16 protein-coding genes are annotated in these 24,283 nt (G+C 46.3%); 9 read left to right on the top strand and 7 right to left on the bottom strand.

All coding sequences use genetic code 11. From position 1 onward, the window contains the following. Positions 1-213 precede the first annotated feature (213 nt). Positions 214-2,319, top strand: a complete 2,106-nt coding sequence (fusA, locus tag RGU72_RS13890; RefSeq protein ID WP_322120289.1) for an elongation factor G — start codon at positions 214-216, stop codon at positions 2,317-2,319. A gap of 145 nt (positions 2,320-2,464) precedes the next feature. Here fusA and RGU72_RS13885 read toward each other — a convergent pair whose 3' ends face one another. Further along, positions 2,465-3,232 (bottom strand): hypothetical protein, encoded by a 768-nt coding sequence (locus tag RGU72_RS13885; protein WP_322120288.1) that lies wholly within the window; start codon positions 3,230-3,232, stop codon positions 2,465-2,467. A gap of 431 nt (positions 3,233-3,663) precedes the next feature. Here RGU72_RS13885 and RGU72_RS13880 point away from each other — a divergent pair, with 431 nt between their 5' ends. Both RGU72_RS13880 and RGU72_RS13875 read left to right on the top strand, forming a co-directional pair. Continuing rightward, positions 3,664-4,074, top strand: a complete 411-nt coding sequence (locus RGU72_RS13880; RefSeq protein WP_322120287.1) for a hypothetical protein — start codon at positions 3,664-3,666, stop codon at positions 4,072-4,074. Between the two features lie 264 nt (positions 4,075-4,338). Then, the gene (locus RGU72_RS13875; protein ID WP_322120286.1) at positions 4,339-6,318 is read left to right on the top strand and encodes an ATP-binding protein; all 1,980 of its coding nucleotides are present in this window, start codon (positions 4,339-4,341) and stop codon (positions 6,316-6,318) included. Between the two features lie 163 nt (positions 6,319-6,481). Here the strand turns inward: RGU72_RS13875 and lysA are convergent, their stop codons facing one another. Next, positions 6,482-7,717 carry a diaminopimelate decarboxylase gene (gene lysA / locus RGU72_RS13870; RefSeq protein ID WP_322120285.1) on the bottom strand — a complete coding sequence of 412 codons (1,236 nt, stop codon included), beginning with the start codon at positions 7,715-7,717 and terminating at the stop codon, positions 6,482-6,484. Between the two features lie 205 nt (positions 7,718-7,922). On the opposite strand from lysA, the gene RGU72_RS13865 reads away from it, so the two are divergent. Together RGU72_RS13865 and RGU72_RS13860 are read left to right on the top strand one after the other, a co-directional pair. After that, complete coding sequence (locus tag RGU72_RS13865) at positions 7,923-8,372, top strand: Lrp/AsnC family transcriptional regulator (protein ID WP_322120284.1); 450 nt, start codon at positions 7,923-7,925, stop codon at positions 8,370-8,372. Between the two features lie 89 nt (positions 8,373-8,461). Continuing rightward, entirely contained in the window at positions 8,462-8,680 is a 219-nt protein-coding gene (locus RGU72_RS13860; RefSeq protein ID WP_322120283.1) for a hypothetical protein, read from the top strand. 46 nt (positions 8,681-8,726) lie between these two features. Here the strand turns inward: RGU72_RS13860 and RGU72_RS13855 are convergent, their stop codons facing one another. After that, the gene (locus RGU72_RS13855; RefSeq protein WP_322120282.1) at positions 8,727-9,506 is read right to left on the bottom strand and encodes a substrate-binding periplasmic protein; all 780 of its coding nucleotides are present in this window, start codon (positions 9,504-9,506) and stop codon (positions 8,727-8,729) included. 86 nt (positions 9,507-9,592) lie between these two features. Here RGU72_RS13855 and RGU72_RS13850 point away from each other — a divergent pair, with 86 nt between their 5' ends. Further along, positions 9,593-10,114, top strand: coding sequence for a TlpA disulfide reductase family protein (locus RGU72_RS13850; RefSeq protein WP_322120281.1), 522 nt, complete (start codon positions 9,593-9,595; stop codon positions 10,112-10,114). Positions 10,115-10,185: 71 nt separating this feature from the next. On the opposite strand, the gene RGU72_RS13845 is transcribed toward RGU72_RS13850, so the two are convergent. Next, positions 10,186-11,307, bottom strand: a complete 1,122-nt coding sequence (locus tag RGU72_RS13845) for a beta-ketoacyl-ACP synthase III (RefSeq protein WP_322121645.1) — start codon at positions 11,305-11,307, stop codon at positions 10,186-10,188. 269 nt (positions 11,308-11,576) lie between these two features. On the opposite strand from RGU72_RS13845, the gene RGU72_RS13840 reads away from it, so the two are divergent. Then, positions 11,577-12,416 (top strand): phytanoyl-CoA dioxygenase family protein, encoded by an 840-nt coding sequence (locus tag RGU72_RS13840; RefSeq protein WP_322120280.1) that lies wholly within the window; start codon positions 11,577-11,579, stop codon positions 12,414-12,416. Positions 12,417-12,527: 111 nt separating this feature from the next. Here the strand turns inward: RGU72_RS13840 and RGU72_RS13835 are convergent, their stop codons facing one another. Both RGU72_RS13835 and RGU72_RS13830 read right to left on the bottom strand, forming a co-directional pair. After that, entirely contained in the window at positions 12,528-15,170 is a 2,643-nt protein-coding gene (locus RGU72_RS13835) for an Ig-like domain-containing protein (protein ID WP_322121644.1), read from the bottom strand. A 1,100-nt stretch (positions 15,171-16,270) separates the two neighbouring features. Next, positions 16,271-17,278, bottom strand: a complete 1,008-nt coding sequence (locus RGU72_RS13830; RefSeq protein ID WP_322120279.1) for a tetratricopeptide repeat protein — start codon at positions 17,276-17,278, stop codon at positions 16,271-16,273. 426 nt (positions 17,279-17,704) lie between these two features. Here RGU72_RS13830 and RGU72_RS13825 point away from each other — a divergent pair, with 426 nt between their 5' ends. Beyond that, a complete protein-coding gene (locus tag RGU72_RS13825; protein WP_322120278.1) occupies positions 17,705-20,119 on the top strand; it encodes a beta-L-arabinofuranosidase domain-containing protein in 2,415 nt (804 codons plus the stop codon). Between the two features lie 251 nt (positions 20,120-20,370). Here RGU72_RS13825 and RGU72_RS13820 read toward each other — a convergent pair whose 3' ends face one another. Then, positions 20,371-22,437, bottom strand: coding sequence for a site-specific recombinase (locus RGU72_RS13820; protein WP_322120277.1), 2,067 nt, complete (start codon positions 22,435-22,437; stop codon positions 20,371-20,373). 489 nt (positions 22,438-22,926) lie between these two features. Between RGU72_RS13820 and RGU72_RS13815 the strand changes: the two genes are divergently transcribed. Beyond that, positions 22,927-24,237 carry a hemolysin family protein gene (locus RGU72_RS13815; protein ID WP_322121643.1) on the top strand — a complete coding sequence of 437 codons (1,311 nt, stop codon included), beginning with the start codon at positions 22,927-22,929 and terminating at the stop codon, positions 24,235-24,237. Positions 24,238-24,283 lie beyond the last annotated feature (46 nt).

Here is a 24,283-nt window from a genome sequence, read left to right as displayed (position 1 = left end):
CCACTAGGGTCTTTTTTGTTTTTAGGCCCATAGTTTTATTACTTATCTTGTACTCATTTTTTACTTCAGTTTAATTAATCGGGAGCTATATATCATGAAGTTAGCAGACGAAGAACGCGCGCGGGACCACTGAACAACGGGTGGTCGCATGGCTCCCGCGGCGCTTGTCCCATAAGACATTCCACGACCGCTCGCTATGTTGAAAGTACCATCATGACTACCACTCCTCTTCGCTCAACACTGAGCAATGCTGTAAAAACTTCTACACATCAGTTCGCCCGCAACTTCGGCATCATCGCCCATATTGATGCAGGTAAAACCACGCTCTCAGAGCGCATTCTTCTCAAGACGGGTGAAATCCATCGCACGGGTGAAGTGCACGATGGCAATGCCACGATGGATCATATGGATCTGGAAAAAGAACGTGGCATTACGATCGGTGCTGCGGCAACGCAATGTGTCTGGGACGGCCATACTTTTACCCTGATCGATACGCCAGGTCATATCGACTTTGCGATTGAAGTTGAGCGCTCGTTGCGGGTGTTGGATGGTGCGATCACTGTGTTAAGCGGCGTCGCGGGTATCCAGCCACAAACAGAAACAGTCTGGCGTCAGGCAGAAAAACATGCTGTGCCGATGATCATCTTCGTCAATAAAATGGATCAGCTTGGCGCTGACTTTAATCGTGTGATGGAACAAGTACGAACACGCTTGCATGCGCGTCCAGTAGCGCTGATGATCCCGGTCGGTACCGGTGATACTTTTTCTGCGGCGATTGATGTATTGCATCAACGCGTATTGACATGGGATGCCGCTGGCATGATGACTGCAAGTGATTTGCCGTCTGAGCTGGCTACGCAAGCAATAGATGCTTATGCCAATGTGGCTGCGATTGCGGCGGAAGCCAATGATGATCTGACAGAGGCATATCTGACAAATGACACGCTCACCCTTGCCGAGATTAAACAAGGCTTGCGCCAGATGACTTTGTCGCGTTCTGCTGTTCCGGTGCTGGCTGGTTCTGCTTATAAAAATGCAGGGATAGAGCCATTGCTGGATGCGGTGATTAACTGGTTGCCGTCACCGGATGACGTTGCTGCACCGACTGCGATATTGAATGATGTCGCCGTGCCAGTTGCGACAGGGGCGGCAGATCCACTTGCTGCGCTGATCTTTAAAGTGGTACATGACGAGCATGGTTCTTTGTCCTTTGTACGACTTTACGGCGGTACTTTGCATGAGGGCGATACGGTCTGGAATGCCAGTTTGCAGGCGCCTGTCAGGGTAGGGCGTTTGTATATTGTGCATGCCGATCGTCGCACTGGTGTGAGCCAGGCGGAGGCGGGCAGTATTATTGCTATCGCTGGTTTAAAAGATGTGCTGACAGGCCAGACTTTGTCGTCGAAAGTAGTGCCGCTGGTGTTAGAAACCATCCATGCCGGTGAACCTGTTGTAGCTCTTGCGATCGAGCCGGGTAATAGCAGCGATAGAGCAAAAATGATCACTGCGCTGGATCGCTTTCGTCGTGAAGATCCGTCTTTACGTCTGGAAGGCAATCCAGAAACCGGTGAAACCATTTTATGGGGCATGGGCGAGCTGCATCTGGATGTCGTGCTTGAAAGAGTGCGGCGCGAGGCCGGTGTAGAAGTCAAAGTCGGTGCGCCGCATGTGGCCTACAAAGAGACGATTGCAGGCCCGACGGTCGAGGTTGAGGGCAAAGTGTCTAAGCAAACTGGAGGCAAAGGGCAATATGCACGTGTTGTGATGAGGGTGGCGCTGTTTGATGGTGAGTTTGCATTTGAGAATGCCATTAAGGGCGGCGTAGTTCCCAATGTATATTTCCCTGCGGTAGAAAAAGGCATACGGCAGGCACTGGCGCAAGGTCCGCTTGGGCATCGCGTCACGGGCATCAAAGTCACTTTGCTGGACGGTGATTATCATGCGGTGGATAGCAGTGAAATGGCGTTTATGGTGGCGGCGAAAGAAGCCGTTTTATCCGGGCTGAAACTCGCTAATCCAGTCCTGTTAGAACCCGTCATGACAGTCACCGTTGATGCACCAGCGACCAATGCCGGTGATGTGATCGGTGATCTGCAACGTCGTAATGGCCGGGTGCTGGGTATAGAGGAACATACAGGCCAGGTAGAAGTTGTGGCTGATGTCCCGCTCAAGAAATTGTTCGGGCATACGACCGATCTGCGATCTCTGTCGCAAGGCCGGGCTTTTGCCAGCGCTGTGTATGCCAGACATGCGGCAATTGCTCATCAAGCGCATGGTCAACCTCAAACCCATGATGAGCGAGACGCAGTTGTTGCATAGGAAGTGTTAAGGAAGGTAGAGGCGCTTGCTTTTACCTTCCTTTTTTGGTGGTTGATAGCCGTAAAATTATTGGCTCTTAATTGAGCTGACTTTCCTAGTCATCTTCAGTCGGAGCTATATCTAGTTAGTCCGTGTGAGTGCTAAATTAGTCAGAGATTTGGGGTATTTTTCGATCCATACCCATGCTGCGAGGGTTACTTCTGATCCAAGAAAAATAACTTTCATATGGAGTGACAATAAGTCTTGGCAATATTTTTTCAGATGCTAGTTTTACGGTAGGAATTCCAACCGATGAGCGATGCACTCTAAGAAAATGTATTCCAGCATTTGGGATATGTACGTCAAACAACGCTAGCTCTTTTTCATCTTTGAATTCTCCGATGATATCGCACTGTTTATCGACGACAATTACAATCAATTCATCTCCGCTAACTAAGTCAGTAAAGGAAGTGTCTCCGATGTCACGCTTAAAATTATTTTCATATAGAAATTTATTGTATGTGAGTATTCCTACCCGTGCAAATTTTGCATCCTTTGGAAACATGTAAAGACTTGAAGGTGGATTATTTGAAAAATCCTTTATCCCATTAGAGAAAGTAGCAAATATTTCACGCCAATTTATACCGAATTCAGTATTTGGACTTACTTCAAAAAAATGGCTTTTCTCGGAGTCAAAATTCCCCGTGAGTTTCCCGTTCAGCCGAAAAAAACTAATGATTAACGGGTCTATATTTGACTCGTTATAAGTTTTATTTTCATCATTTTTGATATCTAAGAAAAGCGACAGCTTTTGGTCTAGATTAATTGTCTGAGTTGGATTTTCTTGATATGTTGCACACCCAGAAACAGCGCAAAGAAGCACCGTTGGGAATACATGTGCAAGCAATCTTAGGTTCAAAAAACGGTCACGCATCTTATTTTCTCTGGGAAGGATTAATTTTTTAAGGTAACAGTTTTACTTTAAAAGAACATCTGAGGGCCTTAAAAAATTCGTTATAAATGATCGGAAGCAAATTGGAAATCTGCTTTTCGAAAACAAGGTCTAATCTTACACAACATGATATGTGCGTGAAAATTAATAACTCTATTGGTTTGCATTTTATAAATTAACTTAGCAATCTTGATATCTATCTTACCTAGTCGTTTTCGCTAGGCAGCTGGAAATAAGAGAAATCTTTCAACTTTATTTGCCGTACATTTTTTGTACTGAGCTCGATTTCATAATAGATTGCAAAATATCGAATTACACTGAATTACATGCAATTTCAGGATATCGCCGCATAGCTTGGTAGAATGCCGCTCCACACTACCGTCTGGTGTTATTTGTTTTTGTAAAAATCATTCATGTCTCGTTCTGTCATTAAGTATTTTGTCCCCACGATTTTGGCTGTTGCCTGCGCTGTTTTTTTCTTGTCAGCATGTTCTTCTGCGGCATCAACTTCTACTCCAACTGCGTTGGCAAAAACCATAGGTGATGGCCCTTACCAGTTAAGCGTCACGTTTGAATCTACCGATGATGCTGTCTTTGATTGTGCTGCTGAGCTGGTTGATAAAGAGCAGGTTGTCGCTACGATGACGTCCACTTTAACTACCAACGCGCCCGGCGTCATCAGAGCACTGGCGTTTACCCAGACCATCGATCATGCCAGTGAACACACCGATGCTTTTATCGAGGCTTTTAAACAATGCCAGGGTAATCTTGCGCTCGGCGGGAATAGTTTTAGCTGGTCATTAAGCCGCAGCTTATCGAAGTAGTGATTGCTTAAAATAAAACGTCAAAAACAGATGTCCAATCAGAATGAGGTCTCCAGCATGAAAATGCTTGGTAAGCCGCAGAATGTATAGACAAAGGATTTTGTTTTTTATCTATCAACTAATTGAATTTTTTTGTAAAAAATTGTCTCTTAGGCGTTGAATGCAGTTCAGAACAGCCTGCATGTGAAGCATACAAACGGCACTCAGAGTATGCTCTAAGCTCCGGCCACAAATAGATTTCGTGGCATTCATCCAGGAGCTTGCATGCTAGAAGCACCAATCCCGAGTAACGATGCAGATCGCTTGCAAGAGCTGCGGGATTTATGTGTATTGGATACGCCAAAAGAGTATCGTTTTGATCGGCTTACCTTGTTGGCGCAACGCCTGTTCAGGGTAGAAATAGCGATGATTAACCTGGTAGATCAAGACCGCGTGTGGATCAAATCTACCGTTGGGCTAGACGTACAAGAAGCGCCTCGCAACACTTCGTTCTGCGGCCATACTATTCTGAATGCTCAGCCGCTGGTTGTGCGTGATACTTTGACCGACCCTCGGTTTAGCGACAATCCTGCCGTTACCGGCGAACCCTATATTCGTTTTTATGCAGGCCAGCCTTTGCGTAGTCCGAACGGTTTTCGGATTGGCAGTCTATGTTTGGTGCATAGCCAGCCACGGGATTTCGACAGCGCCGATGAAGAGAGCTTACGCACTCTGGCACAGTTGGTCGAAGTAGAATTACAAGCCAATGTGTTAGTCAAAAAACTGGCGCTTGCCGAAGATAGCGCAGCCCGCCTCAACACCATCGCCCGTCAGTTTGAACAATTATCCTTGGTCGCACGCTACACCGATAATGGCGTGATTATTAACAATGCACGAGGCGAGGCTGAGTGGGTCAACACGACTTTTACCAAGATGTCGGGCTACAGCCTGCACGAAATGATGGGGCAAAAGCCTAACCGCATTTTGCATGGGCCTGGCACAGACCGCGCCACCGTGGATTACATCATGACTTGCCTGGCGCAAGCGGTCGAATGCAAGACGGAGATTTTGCATTACAACAAGCAAGGGAAGGCGTATTGGATCAGTCTGAATATGCAACCCGTGTTTGATCAGGCCAACCAGCTAAGTCACTTTATTGCGATCCAAACCGACATCACCGAGCGTCGGGAAAATGAACAAAAAATTCGTAGCAGCGAAGCCTTGCTGCAATCTGCGGCGCGTCTGGCAGGCGTCGGTGCCTGGGGCGTTAATCTGCTTACATCAGAAGTGACCTGGTCTGATCAGACGTGTTTGATTCATGACACAGAGCCGGGATTCCAGCCGACACTAGAACAAGCGATTAATTTCTATTTACCCCATGTTCGCCCCATCGTCCAAGAGGCAATCCAAAAAGCAATTGATAGCGGGAATGGTTTTGAAATTGAATTCCCGCTCACCACAGCAAAAAACCGTGCGATCTGGTGTCGCTCTGTCGGCGAAGTCGTGTATGAAAATCAGCAAGCGGTACGCATGATAGGGACTTTTCAGGATGTGACGGAGAGTCGCATGATGGATACGATTAAAACTGAATTCATTTCTATGGTGAGCCATGAATTACGCACACCGCTGACGTCGATACGCGGGTCTTTAAGTTTGCTGGAATCTGGCGTCATCGGCGCATTGCCAGAAAAGGCAGAACAGCTCATCAAAGTGGCGCACCGCAATAGCAAACGCTTGCTGGCCTTGGTCAATGATATTCTGGATATGAACAAATTGTCGGCGGGCGCTTTGATCCTGAATCTGCAAAGGCACGACTTGATATTGCTCGCGCAGCAGTCGATAGAAGCCAATCAGGCCTATGCCGATGAGTTTCAGGTGAGCATTGATTTTAATAGCGACTTACCGGCGGCAATGGTCGATGCCGACGCCGGACGCTTGCTGCAAGTATTTGCCAATTTAATTTCTAATGCGATCAAATTCTCTTCGGCGCAGATGGCGATCAAGATCATGATTGATTTGCATGACGGTGCTTATCGGGTGCAAGTGATTGATCAAGGCTGCGGTATTCCTGAACTATTCAAACCAAAGATTTTTGGCCAGTTTGCGCAGGCCGATAACAGCAGCACCCGCAACCAAGGCGGTACAGGTCTGGGCTTGCACATCAGCAAAACCTTGATAGAAAAAATGGGCGGCAGGATAGGTTTTGACAGTATCGAGGGCGAGGGCACGAGGTTTTGGTTTTGCTTGCCGATGTTGGCTTTGTGATGAATTGAAACTGGTGTTTAATAAGTAGAAGCTCCTCCAAAATTAAAGGTCCAATGATAATGCGGCTTCTGGCATGAAAAGCTTCCAGAAGCCGCATTATCATTGGACGATCTAAATTTAATTTAATTTAATTGAATTTGATAAATTATTTTCAGAAAAACGATCAAATTTGTTCCAGCGCAATCAGCTCCTGCACTGTCTGGCGACGACGAATCTGCTTGATCTGGTCGCCATCGACCAATACTTCGGGTATCAGCGGGCGGCTATTGTAGTTGGATGACATGCTGGCACCATAAGCGCCAGTGTCATGGAATACCAGCAAATCGCCGATCTCACATGCAGGCAAATCTTGGGTAGTGACGACGCCGCCATCTTCTTGGGTGAATACATCGCCGGATTCACATAGTGGGCCAGCAACGACAGTGGCTTTTAAGTCCATCGTGCGTGGCGTGCCATCCGCAGCGTGGGCGCTGATACGGTGGTAGCTGCCATACATCGCGGGACGTGCCAGATCGTTAAAGCCTGCATCAACTAAGGCGAAGAAGTTATTGCCGACTTGTTTTTGCGCACGCAGTTCAGAGATCAGGATGCCTGATTGTGCGACCAAAAAACGCCCGGGCTCAATTTCCATGCTGATGCCGTGACCCAGATGCGCCTCAATTTGCTCGCGCGCTTTCGCCCAAATCTGGAAGTAATGATCGGTATCTACCACCGCTTCACCATCACGGTAAGGAATAGATAATCCACCGCCAATGGAGATGGCCGACATATCGCAAGCACAAGTTTTAACCTGAGCAATCATCGCATCGCAGACGCTTTGCAAATGATCGTAATCCACGCCAGAGCCAATATGCATATGCAAGCCAACCAGCGTTAGTTTATAGTGCGCGATCAGTGCCAGGCTCTCTGCCAGATGCTCATACCAGATACCGTGTTTGCTTTGTTCGCCACCGGTATTGGTTTTGCGGCTGTGGCCATGACCAAAGCCAGGGTTAATCCGCAACCAGACCGCATGACCGGGATGGGCTTGCCCTAACTGCTCCAGCATTTGAGGTGAGCCGCAATTGACCGGGATGTTCAGCTCTACCACACGCTTTAAGGCATGCTTGTCCAGTAAATCAGCGGTAAAAACGATGGGCGCATGCTTTGCTTGCGCATCTGGAACATAGCCAGCGGCCAGCGCCCGCTCTACTTCCCCTAGCGAGACTGCATCAACCATGACGCCTTCTTCCCGCATCAGGCTCAGAAGATGAATATTGCTTGAGGCTTTTTGCGCAAAACGGATGACATCAAACTGGCGCAAACGGGCGATTTGCTGGCGAATGATGTTAGCGTCATAAGCCCAGCAAGGAGTCTGGAATTGTTGCGCAATGCGGGCGATCTGCTGATGAGAAATCATAGTATTTTCTTTAAAAGATTAGGTAAATTTGATTTACACTGTAACAAGTAAGCACACTCTTTTAAAGAGCATTCCATCAGCAAAATAGGGCGATTGCAATGGATTGGCTTGAATATCATGGCAGACACCTATCAAACCTGTGGCAAGCGCTGACGATCATTAAGTAACCAGAAAATCGTGACCAAAAATTCGTGACTCAAAAATCGTGACCCAAAAAATCGATAACTTTGACCAAAAAATTCTACAGCTCTTGCAGCAAGATGCCCGCATGACGCACGCAGAAATTGGTCGTCAAATCCATCTGAGCCAACCGGCTGTGTCCGAACGCATCAAACGGCTGGAAAGCGCCCAGGTAATCCGTGGTTACCGCGCTGATATCAATCCCAAAGCACTTGGCTACCAGATCACGGCGATGATACGTTTATCGACTCAGCAAGGTCGCCCCTATGCACAATACGTTGCCGACTGCCCGGAGATTATTGATTGCTATACCGTAACGGGTGAGGACGGGGCTGTGATGCGGGTACTGGCAACCGATGTCGAACATCTGCAACGCATCATCAATGCGCTGAACGCATTTGGCTCGACCTCGACCGCGATTGTGCTGACTACCCATGTGTCGGGCAAGACGATTTCTGCGCCATTAGATTTGTAATGCCGCCAGAAAATCCCTTCTGGCGTTAATTTTTAACTGAGGTGGAACTGAGGTATAACTGAGATTTCACTGATCAAGGAAAGCAAAAAATGAATGCAATCAAATTCGTCGCTATCGCTTTAATCCTGGCTGGCGTGCTGGGTTTAATTTATGGCGGCTTTAGCTATACCAAAGACAGCACAGCGTTAAAAGTAGGGCCAATTGAATTATCTGTAAAAGAAAAAGAAACCGTCAATGTACCAGTCTGGGCTGGCATTGGTGCGATTGTTGTTGGTGGTTTACTTTTGGTTTTTGGTGCCAAGAAGTAGTCGCTTGCTGCGCTATTAAAAGAGTCTTAGAAGACTAGCGTACAGATTATTCCAGTGCGCTAGTTTTTTTTGCTTTATGGATCACTGTATTAATGCGGTTGATGATCCCATTATCCTGGCTCGCTAAAATGGCGAAATGGATGTGATCGGTACTCAGTGGCTTGCGCAATACGGCAAACTTCACACCCGCTGGCAAGGCGGATTCTAGTGACAGTTTTGGGATTAAGTTGTTGATGATGCTTTCGATTTTGGTCGGGTTATCGCTACGATGTCCTACCAAAATAACATCGGTCCGCTTGTTAATTAATTTTTGTAATCGTGACGTAATTGAGTAGGTGTCTTCATCTACAGTGAACGCACTGTTTTTTTGTGCATCAAATTCATCTCCATAACTAGAGCCACGGATTATTCCAATTTTTTTACCTTTTAAATCTTGTATAGATTGGTATGGAAAAACGCTGTTGCTTAAGGTGATCATCCATACATAGCTTGTATATACAGGGTTAGAGAAGTGTAATGTCCGCAGGCGCTCTTTGGTCTTGGATAATCCAAAGGCTAAGCCCTCGCCTTGATTGAGATTTTTGAGTAAGCGGTTCCATGGATAGTGCCGTATTTCAAAGTTAACATCGAGTTCTTTTTCGACGTAATCCATCGTTTTGCGAAAAGTATCATTGACGGGAATTTGTGGATTTTGATCAGGGCTTGCTTCCGCCAGCAGCAAGACGACGCTACTCTTTTCTGACCAGGCAAAGCTGGGTATCAGTAATGTGAACAAACTACTGATTAGTTTTCGTCTACGTTGTTGCAATGTTATTTCAGTCAGCATATTAATTTGCAAGAGATAGTCAGCCACCATAATACGGCATCGGTCGTATAATGCGACTCTGTTGTGTACATCTCTGGTGGTTTCTTATGTTGGCGCCTTCTTCCCCGATCAAGTTCAGAATTTTTTCCGTTATTGCTGGCGTAGCTTTAATTACGCTGTGCGTCTTGTTTTATCAATCACTGTCAAATAAGGCGATTGTGCCGGACGTCACTTTTGTAAATCTGAAAGGTGAAAAAATTAGTGCGCAGAGTTTGCGCGGCAAAGTCGTCATGGTCAATTTTTGGGCGACTTCCTGCACTACTTGTGTCGCTGAGATGCCGCGTATGATAGAAACTTACAATAAGTATCACGTGCAAGGCTTGGAATTTGTAGCAGTTGCAATGAGCTACGATCCTCCTAACTATGTGCTCAATTACACGGAGACACGGCAGTTACCTTTTAACGTAGCTTTAGATATTGACGGCGCCTTAGCAAAAGCATTTGGTGAAGTTAAATTAACGCCAACGACCTATATCATCGACAAGCAAGGTAATATTCTTAAGCGTTATGTCGGAGAACCGTCCTTTACAGAGCTGCATGCCTTGTTAGAAAAAGCCTTGGCAGTTTAAAAAAAAATTGACGCCATTAAAAAAAAAGCTGCGACCTAAACGCAGCTTTTTTGTTTTAAGGATGCTTACGATCAGAGCTTTTTAACGACGACGCAACCGATCGAATAACCTGCACCAAACGAGCAAATCACACCGACTGCGCCACTGACCAAATCGTCCTGATACTTGTGAAAAGCGATGATGGAGCCTGCCGATGAAGTATTCGCATAGGTATCCAAAATTGTTGGCGATTCTTCCGCCGTTGCGTCGCGTCCAAGTATCATGCGGGCGATCAGCAGATTCATATTTAGATTAGCCTGGTGTAACCAGAAGCGTTGTACTTCAGGGATTTGTATCCCCGCTTTTTGTACCGTCGCTGTAATCGTTGCGGCTGCCATCGGACAAACTTCTTTAAATACTTTACGACCTTGCTGACGGAAAAGCTTATCGGGTTTGCCAATACCGGATTCGTCCGCACGGTTTAAGAAGCCGAAGTTGTTACGGATATTATTGGAGAACTGGGTTTTTAATTTAAGACCAATGATTTCAAACTGATCAGCGGACGTTGCCAGATCTGCGCGCTCTACCAAAATCGCAGTACATGCGTCACCAAAAATAAAATGACTGTCACGATCGCGCCAGTTTAAGTGGCCGCTGGTGATTTCTGGATTAACGACCAGCACAGCACGCGCCTGGCCGCTTTGTATGGCACTGACCGCAGCCTGAATACCAAAAGTGGCAGATGAGCAGGCAACATTCATATCAAAACCGTAACCATCAATGCCCAATGCGCTTTGCACTTCTACTGCAATAGCAGGGTAGGCGCGTTGCAAATTACTGCAAGCGACAATGACCGCATCGACATCGGCGGCAGTACGACCTGCGCGTTCTAACGCTTGTGTTGCTGCAATCACGGCCATTTCGCACATGATGGAAGGAGCTTCGTCACTGCGTTCTGGTATGCGCGGCGTCATACGATTGATGTCGAGCACGCCTTCTTTTTCCATGACAAAGCGTGCTTTAATGCCGGAGGCTTTTTCGATAAAGCCGACGCTGGATTCTTCTAATGCAGTTACTTCACCGCTGGCAATTGCCGTCGCATTTTGTGCATTAAATTGATTAACATAGGCATTGAAACTAGCGATTAATTCTTCATTACTGATAGATTGGGATGGAGTAAACAGACCAGTGCCGCTGATGACGACTTTATTCATTGGGACTTCATTCATCTCGATATCTTTCTTATAATAGTGTCGAAGCTGATGCACGACAAAGCGGCACAATTTTACACAAAATTGCCTGGTTTTAAGGAATTAGCCACGATAACTGATAAAACTAGAGCGCTTGTTCCAACCTTGGTGAGATCCGGTTCTTTAAATAGCTAACATTCTGCCAAGCGTATAATTTTGTATCATACAGCTAGTAACATCTGATTTGACTTGCAGAGAATTCATCGTTTGCCACACATAGAGGGAAAAGTATCATGTTGAGCGTCGCCCAAAAAGAGCAATTTATTCAGGATGGTTATTTGATCGTGCCGGACTTTAAATCTGCTGCCGAGATCGCTGCGCTGCGCGAACGCGCGGGTTTGATTGTGGAGCAGTTTGACACTGCTGAGAGCAAGTCCATCTTTACTACCCAAGAGCAAGAGAAATCGACAGACGACTATTTTTTAGGTTCGGCCGATAAGGTGCGCTGCTTTTTTGAGGAAGAGGCATTTGATCCGGACGGCGAACTGAAGCAGGATAAATCTTTATCGATCAACAAAATCGGCCACGCCTTGCATGATATCGATCCGGTTTTTATTGCTTTTTCACGTGATGCCAAGTTGGCGCAAGTGGCGCAGGATTTAGGTCTGGTGGAGCCGCAAATTTGGCAATCCATGTATATCTTTAAACAGCCAGGCATTGGTGGCGAAGTACGCTGGCATCAAGATGCTACTTACTTTGATACGACGCCAATCAGTGTGACTACGTTCTGGTTTGCGCTGGAGGATGCGTCTTTAGAAAACGGTTGTTTGTGGGCAGAACCGGGTGGACACAGAACTCCCTTGCGTGAACGTTTTATCCGTGAGGGCGATCACGTCAGCGTAGAGAAATTAGACGCGATGCCTTGGCCGGATGATAGTACAGCGGTGCCTTTAGAAGTCAAAGCGGGTAGCCTGGTTTGCTTCCATGGTTTGTTGCCGCATTACAGCGCACCGAACCGCTCTGCGGTATCTCGCCATGCTTATACGCTGCATGTTACCGATGGCCGCACTGTGTACTCTCCTAAGAACTGGATACAACGCGGTGCCAATTTACCAGTGAGAGGTTTTCAATAAAAAACGCCAGCTTGGAAATTCCAAACTGGCGCGATTGTTTTGAATTAGATTGTATTCTGCTGAATTGATAGATCGGTTGAAACTGGAGACTGCCAGCTTCAACCGATTTTTTTATTGCGCAATTAGGCTGACATCATCAATCAGGAACGAAGTTGCCACTGTGCTGCCTTCTACGCCTAAGAAGTAGACGCGGATAGTCTGACCTTTATACGAACTCAAATCAAAGGTTTTGTTAACGTAAGTACTGCCTTTATTTAAGTTGGAGTAAGTCGCCAGTGTTGCGAGTACCGTGCCACTGCTATTACGTATTTGCACTTGCAGAGTGTCATAGGCATTGGTGGTGGTCGTTTCGTCAGAGATGACTTTCAGCCAGAAGCTCAGCGTTGCCGTTGTGCTGGTAGCGGGAATCGTGACTTGCTGATAAATGGAATCCGTATGCGTGGCACCATAACCATCCATCCACGCTTTATAGGTTCCGCCATGTGCTGCCTGGCTACTATCAGAACTGACTACGCCGCTAGTTGCTGTCCATGAGCTTGCGCCGCTTTCAAATCCACCGTTCACAATCAACTGAGTCGATGCCGCCGCGTTATTAACGGTGAAATTGACTGCTGAGGATGTGCCAACATTATTGGCGGCATCGTAAGCTTTGGCCGTTAAGCTATGGCTTGCATTGCTGAGCGTAGTGGAGTTCAGCGTCAGTGAGTAAGGTGTGGTCGTGGCGCTGCCTTTGAGAGTGTTATCGACATAAAACTCAACTTTAGTGACCCCAACGTTATCGCTTGCCGTTGCCGACAAAGTGATGGTGCCGCTAGTACCGCTCTCGGTCGCGCTGACAGTCGGCGGAGTGGTGTCGCTAGTCGCATTGCTGACCGTAAAATTGACTGCGCTGGAAGTGCCGACATTGTTCGCCGCATCGTAGGCTTTGGCGACCAATGAATGGGAAGCATTGCTCAGTGTCGTGGAGTTTAACGTCAGGCTATATGGCGAACTGGTGGCAGTGCCTTTCAGAACGCTATCGACATAAAACTCAACTTTGCTGACGCCGACATTGTCGCTGGCGCTGGCGGATAAAGTGATATTGCCGCTGGTGCCACTTTCAGTCGCACTAACTGTTGGCGGCGTTGTATCGCTGGAGCCACCGGAGCCTGTGGACTGCGTTACCCACATCGGTGCAGACCACAAAATATTGCCGTCATCCTGAGTGATTTTTGCATAGTAAAAATGCTCGCCGACTGCTGGTGTGATGGTCGTTGTGGCAGTGCTGGACAATTGTGTGACCGTGCCGTTACGTCCAGGCACACCCTCGTAAATTGCTACCGTTGCAGCAGTACGTCCCGTGCTGCTGGCAAAGTTAGTGACCAGAGTTAACGCACCGGTATTGGTAAAGCGCTCGCCCATCAAATGGCCATTGGCAGTCAAGACCAATTGGGAATTTTTATCCATCGTCGCAAACACACGGCGCGCCTTTAATGCAGCCAGGAAGTTGGCTGTGTTTAAGGTCGTTCCGGTTGGTAGCAACACGCCAGTGCGGTTGGTGTAAGAAGCACCCCAGTTAGCACAGTGGTTATCTTGATCTGTGCTGAAGGCAACGTGATAACCAGCTTCCAACGCTTTATTACAGGCCGCTTCGTAATTGCTACGGCTAGTTTCGGTCTCGGTGGTATTGGTTGAGAACGCAGAAGTGTTCAGCACTTCGCACATTACCATCGCCTGATCGCCATCAGCGGTATAGCCCAAATCAACGCCACCGGCGTTGAACTGGCCTGTAGCTGCTGGATGATTAAATTGGCCGATCCAGCCGCGTTGACGCATCAAAGTATACAGCGCGGCATAGTCACTTTTTGCTGTGTAGGTGTCGCCAATCAACTGATTGCTGCTGTTATATTCCCATTCCAGTAATTCGTTGGAATTGAAAATATTCATATGGCCGCCATTGCTAATGACGCCCCATTCCATACCATAAATAGCCAAGAAGTTTGAATGTGCAGAATTGAAGCTGGTCGCCGCCGTTAGTCCAGATTGATATAGATTTTTTGCAGTCGCTGGTACAGCAGAAGCATTGGTGCTGTCAGACCCGTCGTACATATGATTGTGTTCCGAGGTCATCAAAAAATCCAGACCACGGTTCAACGCATATTGGTAAGCATCGGTCGGACCAAGCGCAGCAGATTGCGGATTTTGTGCGCCGGTACAAGAGCTCAGAGCGCCACCACCATCGCTATGATTTGTCTGACTATGCAAGTTACCGAAATAGACGGTGTACGGCAAACTGCTTGGTGCCGTAACAGCCAAAGAACTAACTGTACCGCCAGAGCCCATTGTACTAAGCGCTTTAGCATTTGTGGTCACGGTGCCGTTAGCTTTTACCTTGGTAGGTAATGCCTTAAAATTTGGCATTGATGGCATTACTAGCGTCCCTACCTGCATAGGCCAGTTCTGGGTAACGATTTCGGTTTTGGACTTCGCTAAGACGCTCTCTACCAATTTATCTTGTGCGCTATTACCAGAAGCCAACGATGCAATACTTGTCGTATCATTAGATGTTGCAGTCAAACGTACTTGGTATAAGCCGTCAGGTAAGCTGCTGGCACCATAGCGGCGACCCGTCCACAATACTTTAGTAGTGATAGTTTTTTTCAGGAGTTTTTCTACACCGTACCAACGATCAACAACTTTACCGGCCGGGTTTAATAGTTCCAGACGCCAGGTAACGGATTGCTCTTGTTGTAGCAGCGGAAATTCAAATTCCATTGTGAAATAGCGTGATTCATTGCCAGTACGCAAACTGGCATCTGCACGAAAAGGTACATGTAAGGTAGCGTCAAATTCATGATGATCGGCGTACGAGGCAAAGGCGCTATCGCTTGCCGCCACACCTAAAGCGAAGATCAGACTGAGTTGATAAGCGAGTGATTTTAAGTTGATACGGTGATGGAAATTATTAGTAGAGTTATGCACGAGTTGTTTCTCCCTTGAGATGGCTAATCAATAAGTCCGATGTGTTCTGGACCGAATAAGTTAAGTAAATCTGAAGCAAGTTAATAAAAAAACTGCAACAAGATTGCTACGGTCAGAAGGGAAGGACAACATACTTCGCTGCAGACCTATTCTTGTTATTTTTGTGTTCTACATCTTTTACTTTTTTACATCACTAATACGACATCAATATGGCTTACTGCTTTGTCCCTATCGCTGAGCCGATAACTGACTCTAAAGCTCCTCCAACAACGTCGACGCCAAAGTTCTACGAACAAATGCCTGTTTTTAGATTACGTGCTGTCTTTCGTGAAAAAGAATTTCGCAAATCAGAAAAAGCAATCGCTTGCGCAAACGATTGCTCATTAACCGATGAGGAGGAAATCAAGTCAAGGATTTGGGGTTTTTTTTAATAAAAGTTGATGCAAACCGTTGTTAAATAAAAACAATTTTCTAAGATGCACAGATTTATTACTCGTTAATGACAGTTATTAAGTGCTTATTAGTCGCTAAATTCAGCAAAAAATCGTTTACATGATTATTTTCGAAGAATTAGCAGATTTTTTTTGAGTGATTTTTGATAGGAGATTTACAAGCAATTTAGGCTTGAAGTTAGCAAAAATTTTTCGCTGTAAATGATGCTTAGAGAAATGGCAAAAAAGATATGGTAATGATTGTCATATGGTCAGACTAAGGGATAGAGACAAGGCTGTTGAGCAAGTATATTGGTCCACGATTTATTCGGTTGTTGCATGCCTAAATTTTATGTGCTGCGCTATAAGTTCTAAGATATAAAAAAATCGTTCGTCACGCATTACAGCGCGACGAACGATTTTTTTAGTATTAAGTTTGTGAAAAATTACGGCTCAAACATACTAGCCCTTCAACAGTTTCAACTGTGCCTCAACATCTTCTTTAATTTTTTTAGGTAATTCTGGTTTAAAGCTCAATGCTTTTTCAAATGTCACAATCGCTTTGGCTTTGTCGCTTAAAGCTTGCAGACATTGACCCATGCGATAGTAAGTATAGGATTGCGCGTCAATAGCGAGGGCTTTCTCAAAAAATGTGATGGCTTCTTTGTGTTTGCCTTGCTCTTGCAGATTTCTAGCCATACCATAAAAGCCGCCTTGCTTATCCGGGAAGCGTTGTTGTGATTCTTGGAACACGCGGCTTGCATCCGTATATTTTTTCTGCTGCACATAATTGCTGCCCAGGCTTTGTAGCAGGTTGGCTTGCATACCGCTAAGTTCTTCGGAGTTGGCCGTATTAACTGACAAGATCGCCGCTTCTGCTTTGCTGAATTTTTCGTCTGCGATATCCAGCTTGGCTTGCATTAAGGTACTGGCTGCCGGGTTAATTTTGGCTGTCTCTGCGATGAGTTTTTCAGCTTTGCCTTTGCCGCCACCAGCGATACTTGGCGCTTGCATGTAGTACTCCATCAAGGAGCTGCGTGCCTCTATGTTTTGAGGGTTAAGTTCGACTGCTTTTTGGAAGGCATCACGTATTTTGCTAGCGTAACCAATCGCTGACATAATCCCGCCGCGCATGGCCTTGGTGCCTAACACTTCACCCAGACTTTCCTGACAATCCGAATTGCTTGGATTGGCGTTAATACATTGCTCAGCTAGCTTTGCTGCTTCGTCTAAACGACTTTCTTTACCCTCGATTAAAATCAATTTGGCTTTGGCAATTAATGCATCTGCATTATTCGGCTCGACGCTGAGTTTTGCGTTGGCGACACGCGCCACTTCATCATATTTTTTTGCTTTAAATAAAGCCAAATAGTCGCTGGCAAGTGCGGATTGGGATGCCAGTGCAGACAAGCTGACGGTAAGGCTTATTGCAAGGCTGGTTGCGAGGATAGCGGCAGAAGATCTTTGCATGAAAATCCTTGATGTCGAATTGTAATGGACGTGATACCCGTGCAATGCTTAAGGCTTGGGCATACGTAAAAATGAAGCCACGACAATAACGCGATCATGCTCATTCAGGTTGACGTTTTATTACTAATATTACTAATATTTTTTGAAAAACTAACGCCGCTAAATATCATGGTCTTTTAAGTGAAAACGTTTCTAACTTAGTTCCTTACTTAGTTTTCAACTTCGTTTCTAACTCACTGATAGTACGCTTTCCATATGATGCTTGTTCACCTGAAATTAAACTACCTCCAGCAAAGCCGGGGGGGTATCTCATTAAATTAGCTTGCACTAAAACAACTCTCATTTAAAATCTCATGTGGAGATCTCCAGGTGAAGCAAATTCATTAATCTAAAAAATTATCCGGTAAATAAGAAAGTTGATAAATTATGGCTAAGCCCAAAAACCTGCCACGTCGTCAAATGCTTCAAGGTATCGCTGGCAGTGCCTTTCTCACGTCGTTTGCGAGCGCGTCGCCAGTCATCAAACTAACTTATCCGTTTGAGTTACCCAAAAAAGCAGCTCCGATATCACTAGAGCAAGTCAGGTTATTGCCCTCACCTTATTATGATGCTGTAGTCGCCAATAAGGCTTACTTACTGCGCCTTAAGCCAGATCGCTTTTTACACAATTATCATCAATTTGCCGGATTGCCTGTAAAAGATAAAGCCTATGGTGGCTGGGAAGCAGACACCATTGCGGGTGAAGCTTTGGGACACTACCTTACGGCACTCTCGTTGATGTACGCGCAAACTGGCGACAGCGAGATGCGTAAGAGAGTGGACTATATTTTCAACGAACTAGAACTTGCGCAAAACGCTCAAGGCAGCGGTGATAGTGCGGGCTACATTGCCGGCTTTATGCGCAAACGAAAGTCAGGTGAGATCGTCGACGGTAAAGAAATTTTCCCTGAAATTATGGCGGGAAACATTCATTCAGCGGGATTCGATTTAAACGGATGTTGGGTGCCTTTCTATAACTGGCACAAACTTTTCGCGGGTTTGCTTGATGCTCAATCTTTATGCGGCAACACCCAGGCATTACCGGTGGCACTCAAACTCGCTGCCTACATTGATAAAGTATTTGCTGCCCTCAACGATGAACAAGTGCAACAAGTACTTAATTGCGAACATGGCGGTATTAATGAGAGTTTCGCAGAACTATATGTACGCAGCAAAGATGTGCGCTGGCTAAAACTGGCAGAGCGTCTCTACCATAATAAAACCATGGTACCGATGCGTGAAGGTCGTGACGAACTAGCAAACTTGCACGCCAACACACAAATTCCTAAGTTAATTGGTCTCGCCCGTCTTGCTGAAATTACTGGCGAGCGCGGTTATGAAAAAGCCGCTATCCAGTTTTGGGAAAGTGTGACCCAACATCATAGTTACGTCATCGGTGGGCACGGTGACCGAGAATATTTTAACGCGCCAGACACCGTGCACCAGCATATTTCTGAACAAACGTGTGAAGCGTGTGGCACCTACAATATGCTAAAGCTGACGCGCCACCTTTTTAGCTGGCGTCCGAATGCAGCCTACTTTGATTTTTACGAACGCGGTCATATCAACCATATCCTTGCGCATCAAAATCCTAAGACCGGCATGTTCACCTACATGACGCCGCTGATGTCGGGCATGCCGCGCGAGTTTTCGACAGAAGAAGACAGTTTTTGGTGTTGTGTGTTATCCGGTATGGAAAGTCATGCCAAACATGGCGACAGTATTTACTGGTCACATAAAGACTGTTTATTCGTCAATCTGTATATCCCTTCGAGCCTGAATTGGCGCGAACAGGCGGTCAACTTGACGATGACAACACATTATCCTTTCGAGGGCAATATCCAGCTGAATCTCGACAAAACGCAAGAAGCAAAACCATTTGCAATCGCCTTGCGGATACCCGGCTGGGCCAAGGATTTCTCGTTAAGAGTCAATGATGAAATCATCAAGCCTTCTCTGCAAAATGGCTATTGTTTGATATACCGGCGCTGGAAAAAGAACGATAAGATACGATTACAATTACCGATCACCATGCGTTTTGAAAACGCGCTGGGACAGCCAGCAAAAGAAGATGAAAGTATCGTCGCATTTGTGCGTGGACCACTTGTGATGGCAGCGGATCTCGGCGCAGCAGACAAAGACTACAAAGGGCAGGCACCAGCATTGGTAGGTGCGAAGTTATTAGAAAAAATCACTCCGGTGGATGGCAGCAAAGCGCAATATCAAAGCACTGGCATCATGCGCCCGGAAGATTTGCGCTTGCAGCCGTTTTATGCGATGTATGAGCGACGCGCAGCAGTCTACTTTAATCGTTTTACCGATGCCCAGTGGTTAGTCGCGGCCGATCAATATCACAAAGAACTGGCAGAATTGAAGGCGATCGCAGAACGATCAGTGGATATCATGCATCTGGGCGAGATGCAGGCAGAACGAGATCATCAACTGGAATCAGCTATCTCTTATCCGGTTTCTTATCGTGGCCGCAATGGGCGGGATGCGCGCACAGGCGGATTCTTTTCGTTCAAGATGAAAGTAAAACCAGGTAAGCTGGAATTACAAGCAACTTATTGGGGCGAAGAACGCAACCGGCGCTTCTCGATTTTGGTCGACCAACAAGAAATAGCTAAAGTTGAACTTAATGGACGCCAGCCGGGTGTATTTTTCGATCAAACCTATACTATTCCTGAAGCACTCAGTGCTGGTAAATCCCATGTGATCGTCAGGTTTCAGCCTGAGACAGGTTACACTGCTGGCCCGGCATTCTCGTGTCGGATTATGGAGATTAGCAAGCTGAGGGCTTAGAAAAATCACTCTTCGTCGCCATCATTTGAGTATCAAAAACTCTAACCTGCTTTTACATCAAGACCTTTCAACACAGCGGCACAGAGAACAGCAAGAGAACAGCAAGAGAACAGTGAAAACCAACCTTTCTCTTGCTCTGTTGTTACTCTATATCTATGTGCATCCGTGTCACTGAGCCTCTGTGGTCATGGGTTTCAGTTTTTGCGTAGATCCCAAATTATGGGACAGCGTTTAGTTTATGATCTTTGACGTTATTTTTGATCAATCGATTTTTCGTCTTCAGAATGTTGCTCCTTTGTAGTTAGCTCACCTACAGTTTCTGCTGCACTACTATGTGTTTCTTTCGGCGGTAAGAAGAAGTCTCTGGTGCCTGACAAAAACCGCTTCCACAGCATTTTATTCAGAGCCCGGCCTTGGCCAAAACTCACGCGCTTAGACCGTAAGGCAACCATCATCGCGAGTGAAAAACTCACACCTAAATTGGTCAGACCTACCAATAAAATACCTGAAAGTGAAGTGAGCACAACTTGCCAAGGCATATGGTTGTCCATCGCCACGAGTGCAAAAGCAAAGTTAGCACTGGAGAAAGTGATGTGGCGAATATCAATCGGCAATCCAAAGAACACGCCCAACTGACCGATCGTACCCAACATCACACCGAAGAAAAAATTACCTGCTAATGCCCCCAGATTATTGCCGATATAGTTGGTCATTTTATGCAAGCGTGATTCGCCCAAAATCGCTCTTAACCAACGTAATTGGCGCAAGCGTTCTGGTATGCGCGAATAGGCTGCTTTATTATCGTAATAGCCCGAAATCAATCCAGACAAAAACAAGCACACGCCGGCAATTGCCGCATGCGGAAGTGCCAGACTGTGGATAGGGTCAATATCCTGCAGTAAGTGGTGGGCTTTATCGACCGTCACCATGTGATGACCAGAGATCGCAAACCATGCCCAGGCAATCGCAAAGGCAGTCGGGATCGCAATCCCGACGTTACCGAGAATCGCAATAAATTGTGAACGTAATACTTGTACAATCAGCTCGACTAGTTCATCGAGTTTTTGCTTGCCTTTATCAATTGATTTGGCGATGAGTGCAGCGGTCATCGCAGGCTGTTTGGTCGCAATCGTAAAGTGCAAGACATGCACAAACATAAATCCGAATGAATAGTTTAGGCTATATAAAACGGCATAGCCAAACGGTGCCATGATCAATTTGCCAAACAGGATTTTGATCATCGCCATAAAGCCGACAATAAATCCCGCGCCCATTGCCGAGCGCATCATTTCGTACCATTCTTTGCGATTGGTCGTGACGTAATGTTCACCGCTCTTACCAGCATGCTCAGTGACTTGCAATGACAGTAATTCGGTGTTGGTTTGGATTAGGTCCCGGATACTGCCGTTTTTGTTATCGGCTAATACCAGTTCTTTTAACAGCGCGACCCCGATCATCGCCGCAGATTTGGCGCTGCGGGTATCCAGCAGTGTTAATAAAATCCGTAAGCGCTCGATACTTTGTGTCAGGCGTAACAGCAAACGCGTCAGGCTGACGGACACGCCTTGCATCGCTGCGGTACGTCTGATTTTGATTACGACTTCTTCACACTGCGTCAGTAACACTTCGATATGCAAACTGTCTTCGCGGCTTATTTCTTTATCGATTAACCAATCACTATGACCAACAATGTAATCGTTGATGGCGTCGTTCTGGCGTAAAAATGGCGATTCAAAACGTTCTATATCTGGATAATTTCTGACCAGTTCTGCCTCTAGGCCAATCGTAGTGATACGGTAAGACAAGACTTGTACGGCGCTGAGTACTTCTTGCGTCATTGCGGCATAGATCGGACGTGGGTTGGAGACTCTAAAACCCAGACTCATGAATAACTCTAGCCAGACTTCATCACTGACGCCCGATACCCAGCGATAGTCGTTGGCGTTATTAAATAGTTGACCGAACAAATCTTTAAGGTAGTCGTCATTGACCAGCGGCGGCAAAAATTTCTCTGCCAATTGATGCCAGGCGGCACCCCAAAATCCTTTGTTTTGGGTGATGCCAGTGTCGGTAAACAGATGTACCAATTTGCGGGTCGTGATCACTTGCGCGATGTATTCACGCAGGCTGCGCGCCCAATCCGGATGTTGCTTTAACAGGTAGCACAGCGCACGGATATTGTCGGTAGCTTGCCCAATATTGTGGACGCGAGGAGGGCGTAGCGCTGCGACCAGATCACGCAAACAATCTATATCTCGATAGAGTGGGTCTTGCTGTCTGATTTGAGAGATGCGAATAAGGATGCTGTCGATAGACAATGTTTTCTCCATTTCTTTCTTGCGGATGAGCTTTGTCGGATTCTATGTCATCTTGGCACGATTGCTTGTAACTAAGTGCCGATAATTATGTGCGGAAGTAAGCTCAGGGATGAGTAGAGAGCGGTCGCGAAACCAGTAAAAGTCCTAAGGATACAGTCCGAATTTTTCTGTACGCCAAGCTTGCAGCTACGGAATGCGACGTCTGTCTATGTTCGCTGCTGCCAGTATTTTTATGCTATCTGATTTAATCTGTCCGAGCCGGTTTTTTCTAGTATTTTCAATATACTCCCCTATTTTTATTGAAAAATATGCCTACTGTCCAGTGATTCTATGGACAACTTAAATATACTTGATCCGAGTATATATTGGCGACCATAGCAATTTTCAAGCGATACTTGCTTAGTAAGCGCATATTGACACCTCAATTACTAGGCAAGTTCCCTCAATCTAGTCTACATTAGCGGTTGGTTCGTTGACAGAAAGTTTGTGTTGGATAATCTTTTGCTCGTAATCGCCGCCTTGTTTTTGGTGGTGTTGAATGGTTTTTTTGTGGCCGCCGAATTTGGGTTGGTCAAATTGCGTCAAACCAGAGTGCGCAGTATTGCCAAAACCGGCGGCGTGCGTGGACGCTTACTTGGTACCGTGCATCAACATCTGGATTCTTATTTATCGGCCTGCCAGCTTGGTATTACGCTGGCGTCTTTGGGTCTGGGTTGGATAGGTGAACCCGCGTTTGCCCGCTTGCTTGAGCCTCTGCTGGTTGCCGTTGGCGTCGTCTCGGTAGAATTGATTCATGGCATTTCCTTCATTTTTGCCTTCTTCGTCATCTCCTTTTTACATATTGTGATTGGTGAACTGGCGCCAAAATCGATGGCGATCCGTATGCCAGAGACCGTATCGTTGTGGACTGCACCCGCGCTGTATTTATTTTATTGGACGATGTACCCGGTTATCTGGGCGCTCAATGCCAGCGCCAATAAAGTTTTGACCTGGGTTGGCTTAGATGCCGCACATGGTGGCGATACACATTACTCGCCGGACGAACTAAAGCTGATTTTGCGCGGCAGCCATGGCAGTAAAAAACTGACGCCAGATGAGTGGAGCATCATGGCGCAGATGCTGGATTTTGGTGATCTGGAAGTCTCTGACCTGATGCGTCCATTTAGCGAAGTAGTGGCGATGTATAAGGACAAAACCTTGGCGCAGAATATGGAAACTGCGTATCGCAATCGCTTCAGCCGTTATCCGTATCTGGAGGCAGATGGCAAAACAGTCCTTGGTATGTTGCATCTGAAGGATTTATTTCTGGCGCAGCAAAGCGGTAAATCGTTAGATGAATTAACCAGCCATTTGCGCTATGTAGAATTTGTTCCGCCGACCATGCCGGCATTGGAATTATTCCGGCGCTTTCGTAAAGGTGCGCCGCATTTTGCGATCGTCGGTTACAAAGACAATAAGCCGCTGGGCTTTTTGACTTTAGATAATTTGCTAGGCGCTTTGGTTGGACAAATCCGTGACGAATTCCGCTTGAATGAAAACGATTGGGTCACGTTGGACGACGGTACTATGATGGGCAAAGGCAGTTTGCCTTTGTTTACTCTGGGCATTGCACTCGGCATCGACATCGATAGCGAAGAGGTCGAATCTATCGGCGGTTTAATCATGCATACCTTGGGCGATTTACCGATTGAGGGCCAAAAAATTGGCTTCCCACAATTTGATGCGGTAGTGAAAAAAATGAATGGCCCACGGATAGTGCTGGTCAGAATTTATCCTAAAGAGCTCGTCGAGAGCACATAAAACTGGTGAATAAATCTGGCGACGCTGCAGTAAAAAACTATATGTA

This window comes from Undibacterium sp. 5I1 (genome assembly GCF_034314085.1).
In the GTDB taxonomy this organism is placed as follows: domain Bacteria; phylum Pseudomonadota; class Gammaproteobacteria; order Burkholderiales; family Burkholderiaceae_D; genus Undibacterium.
Note: the sequence above shows the minus strand (reverse complement) of the source record. Positions and strands in the feature narration are given on the sequence as shown.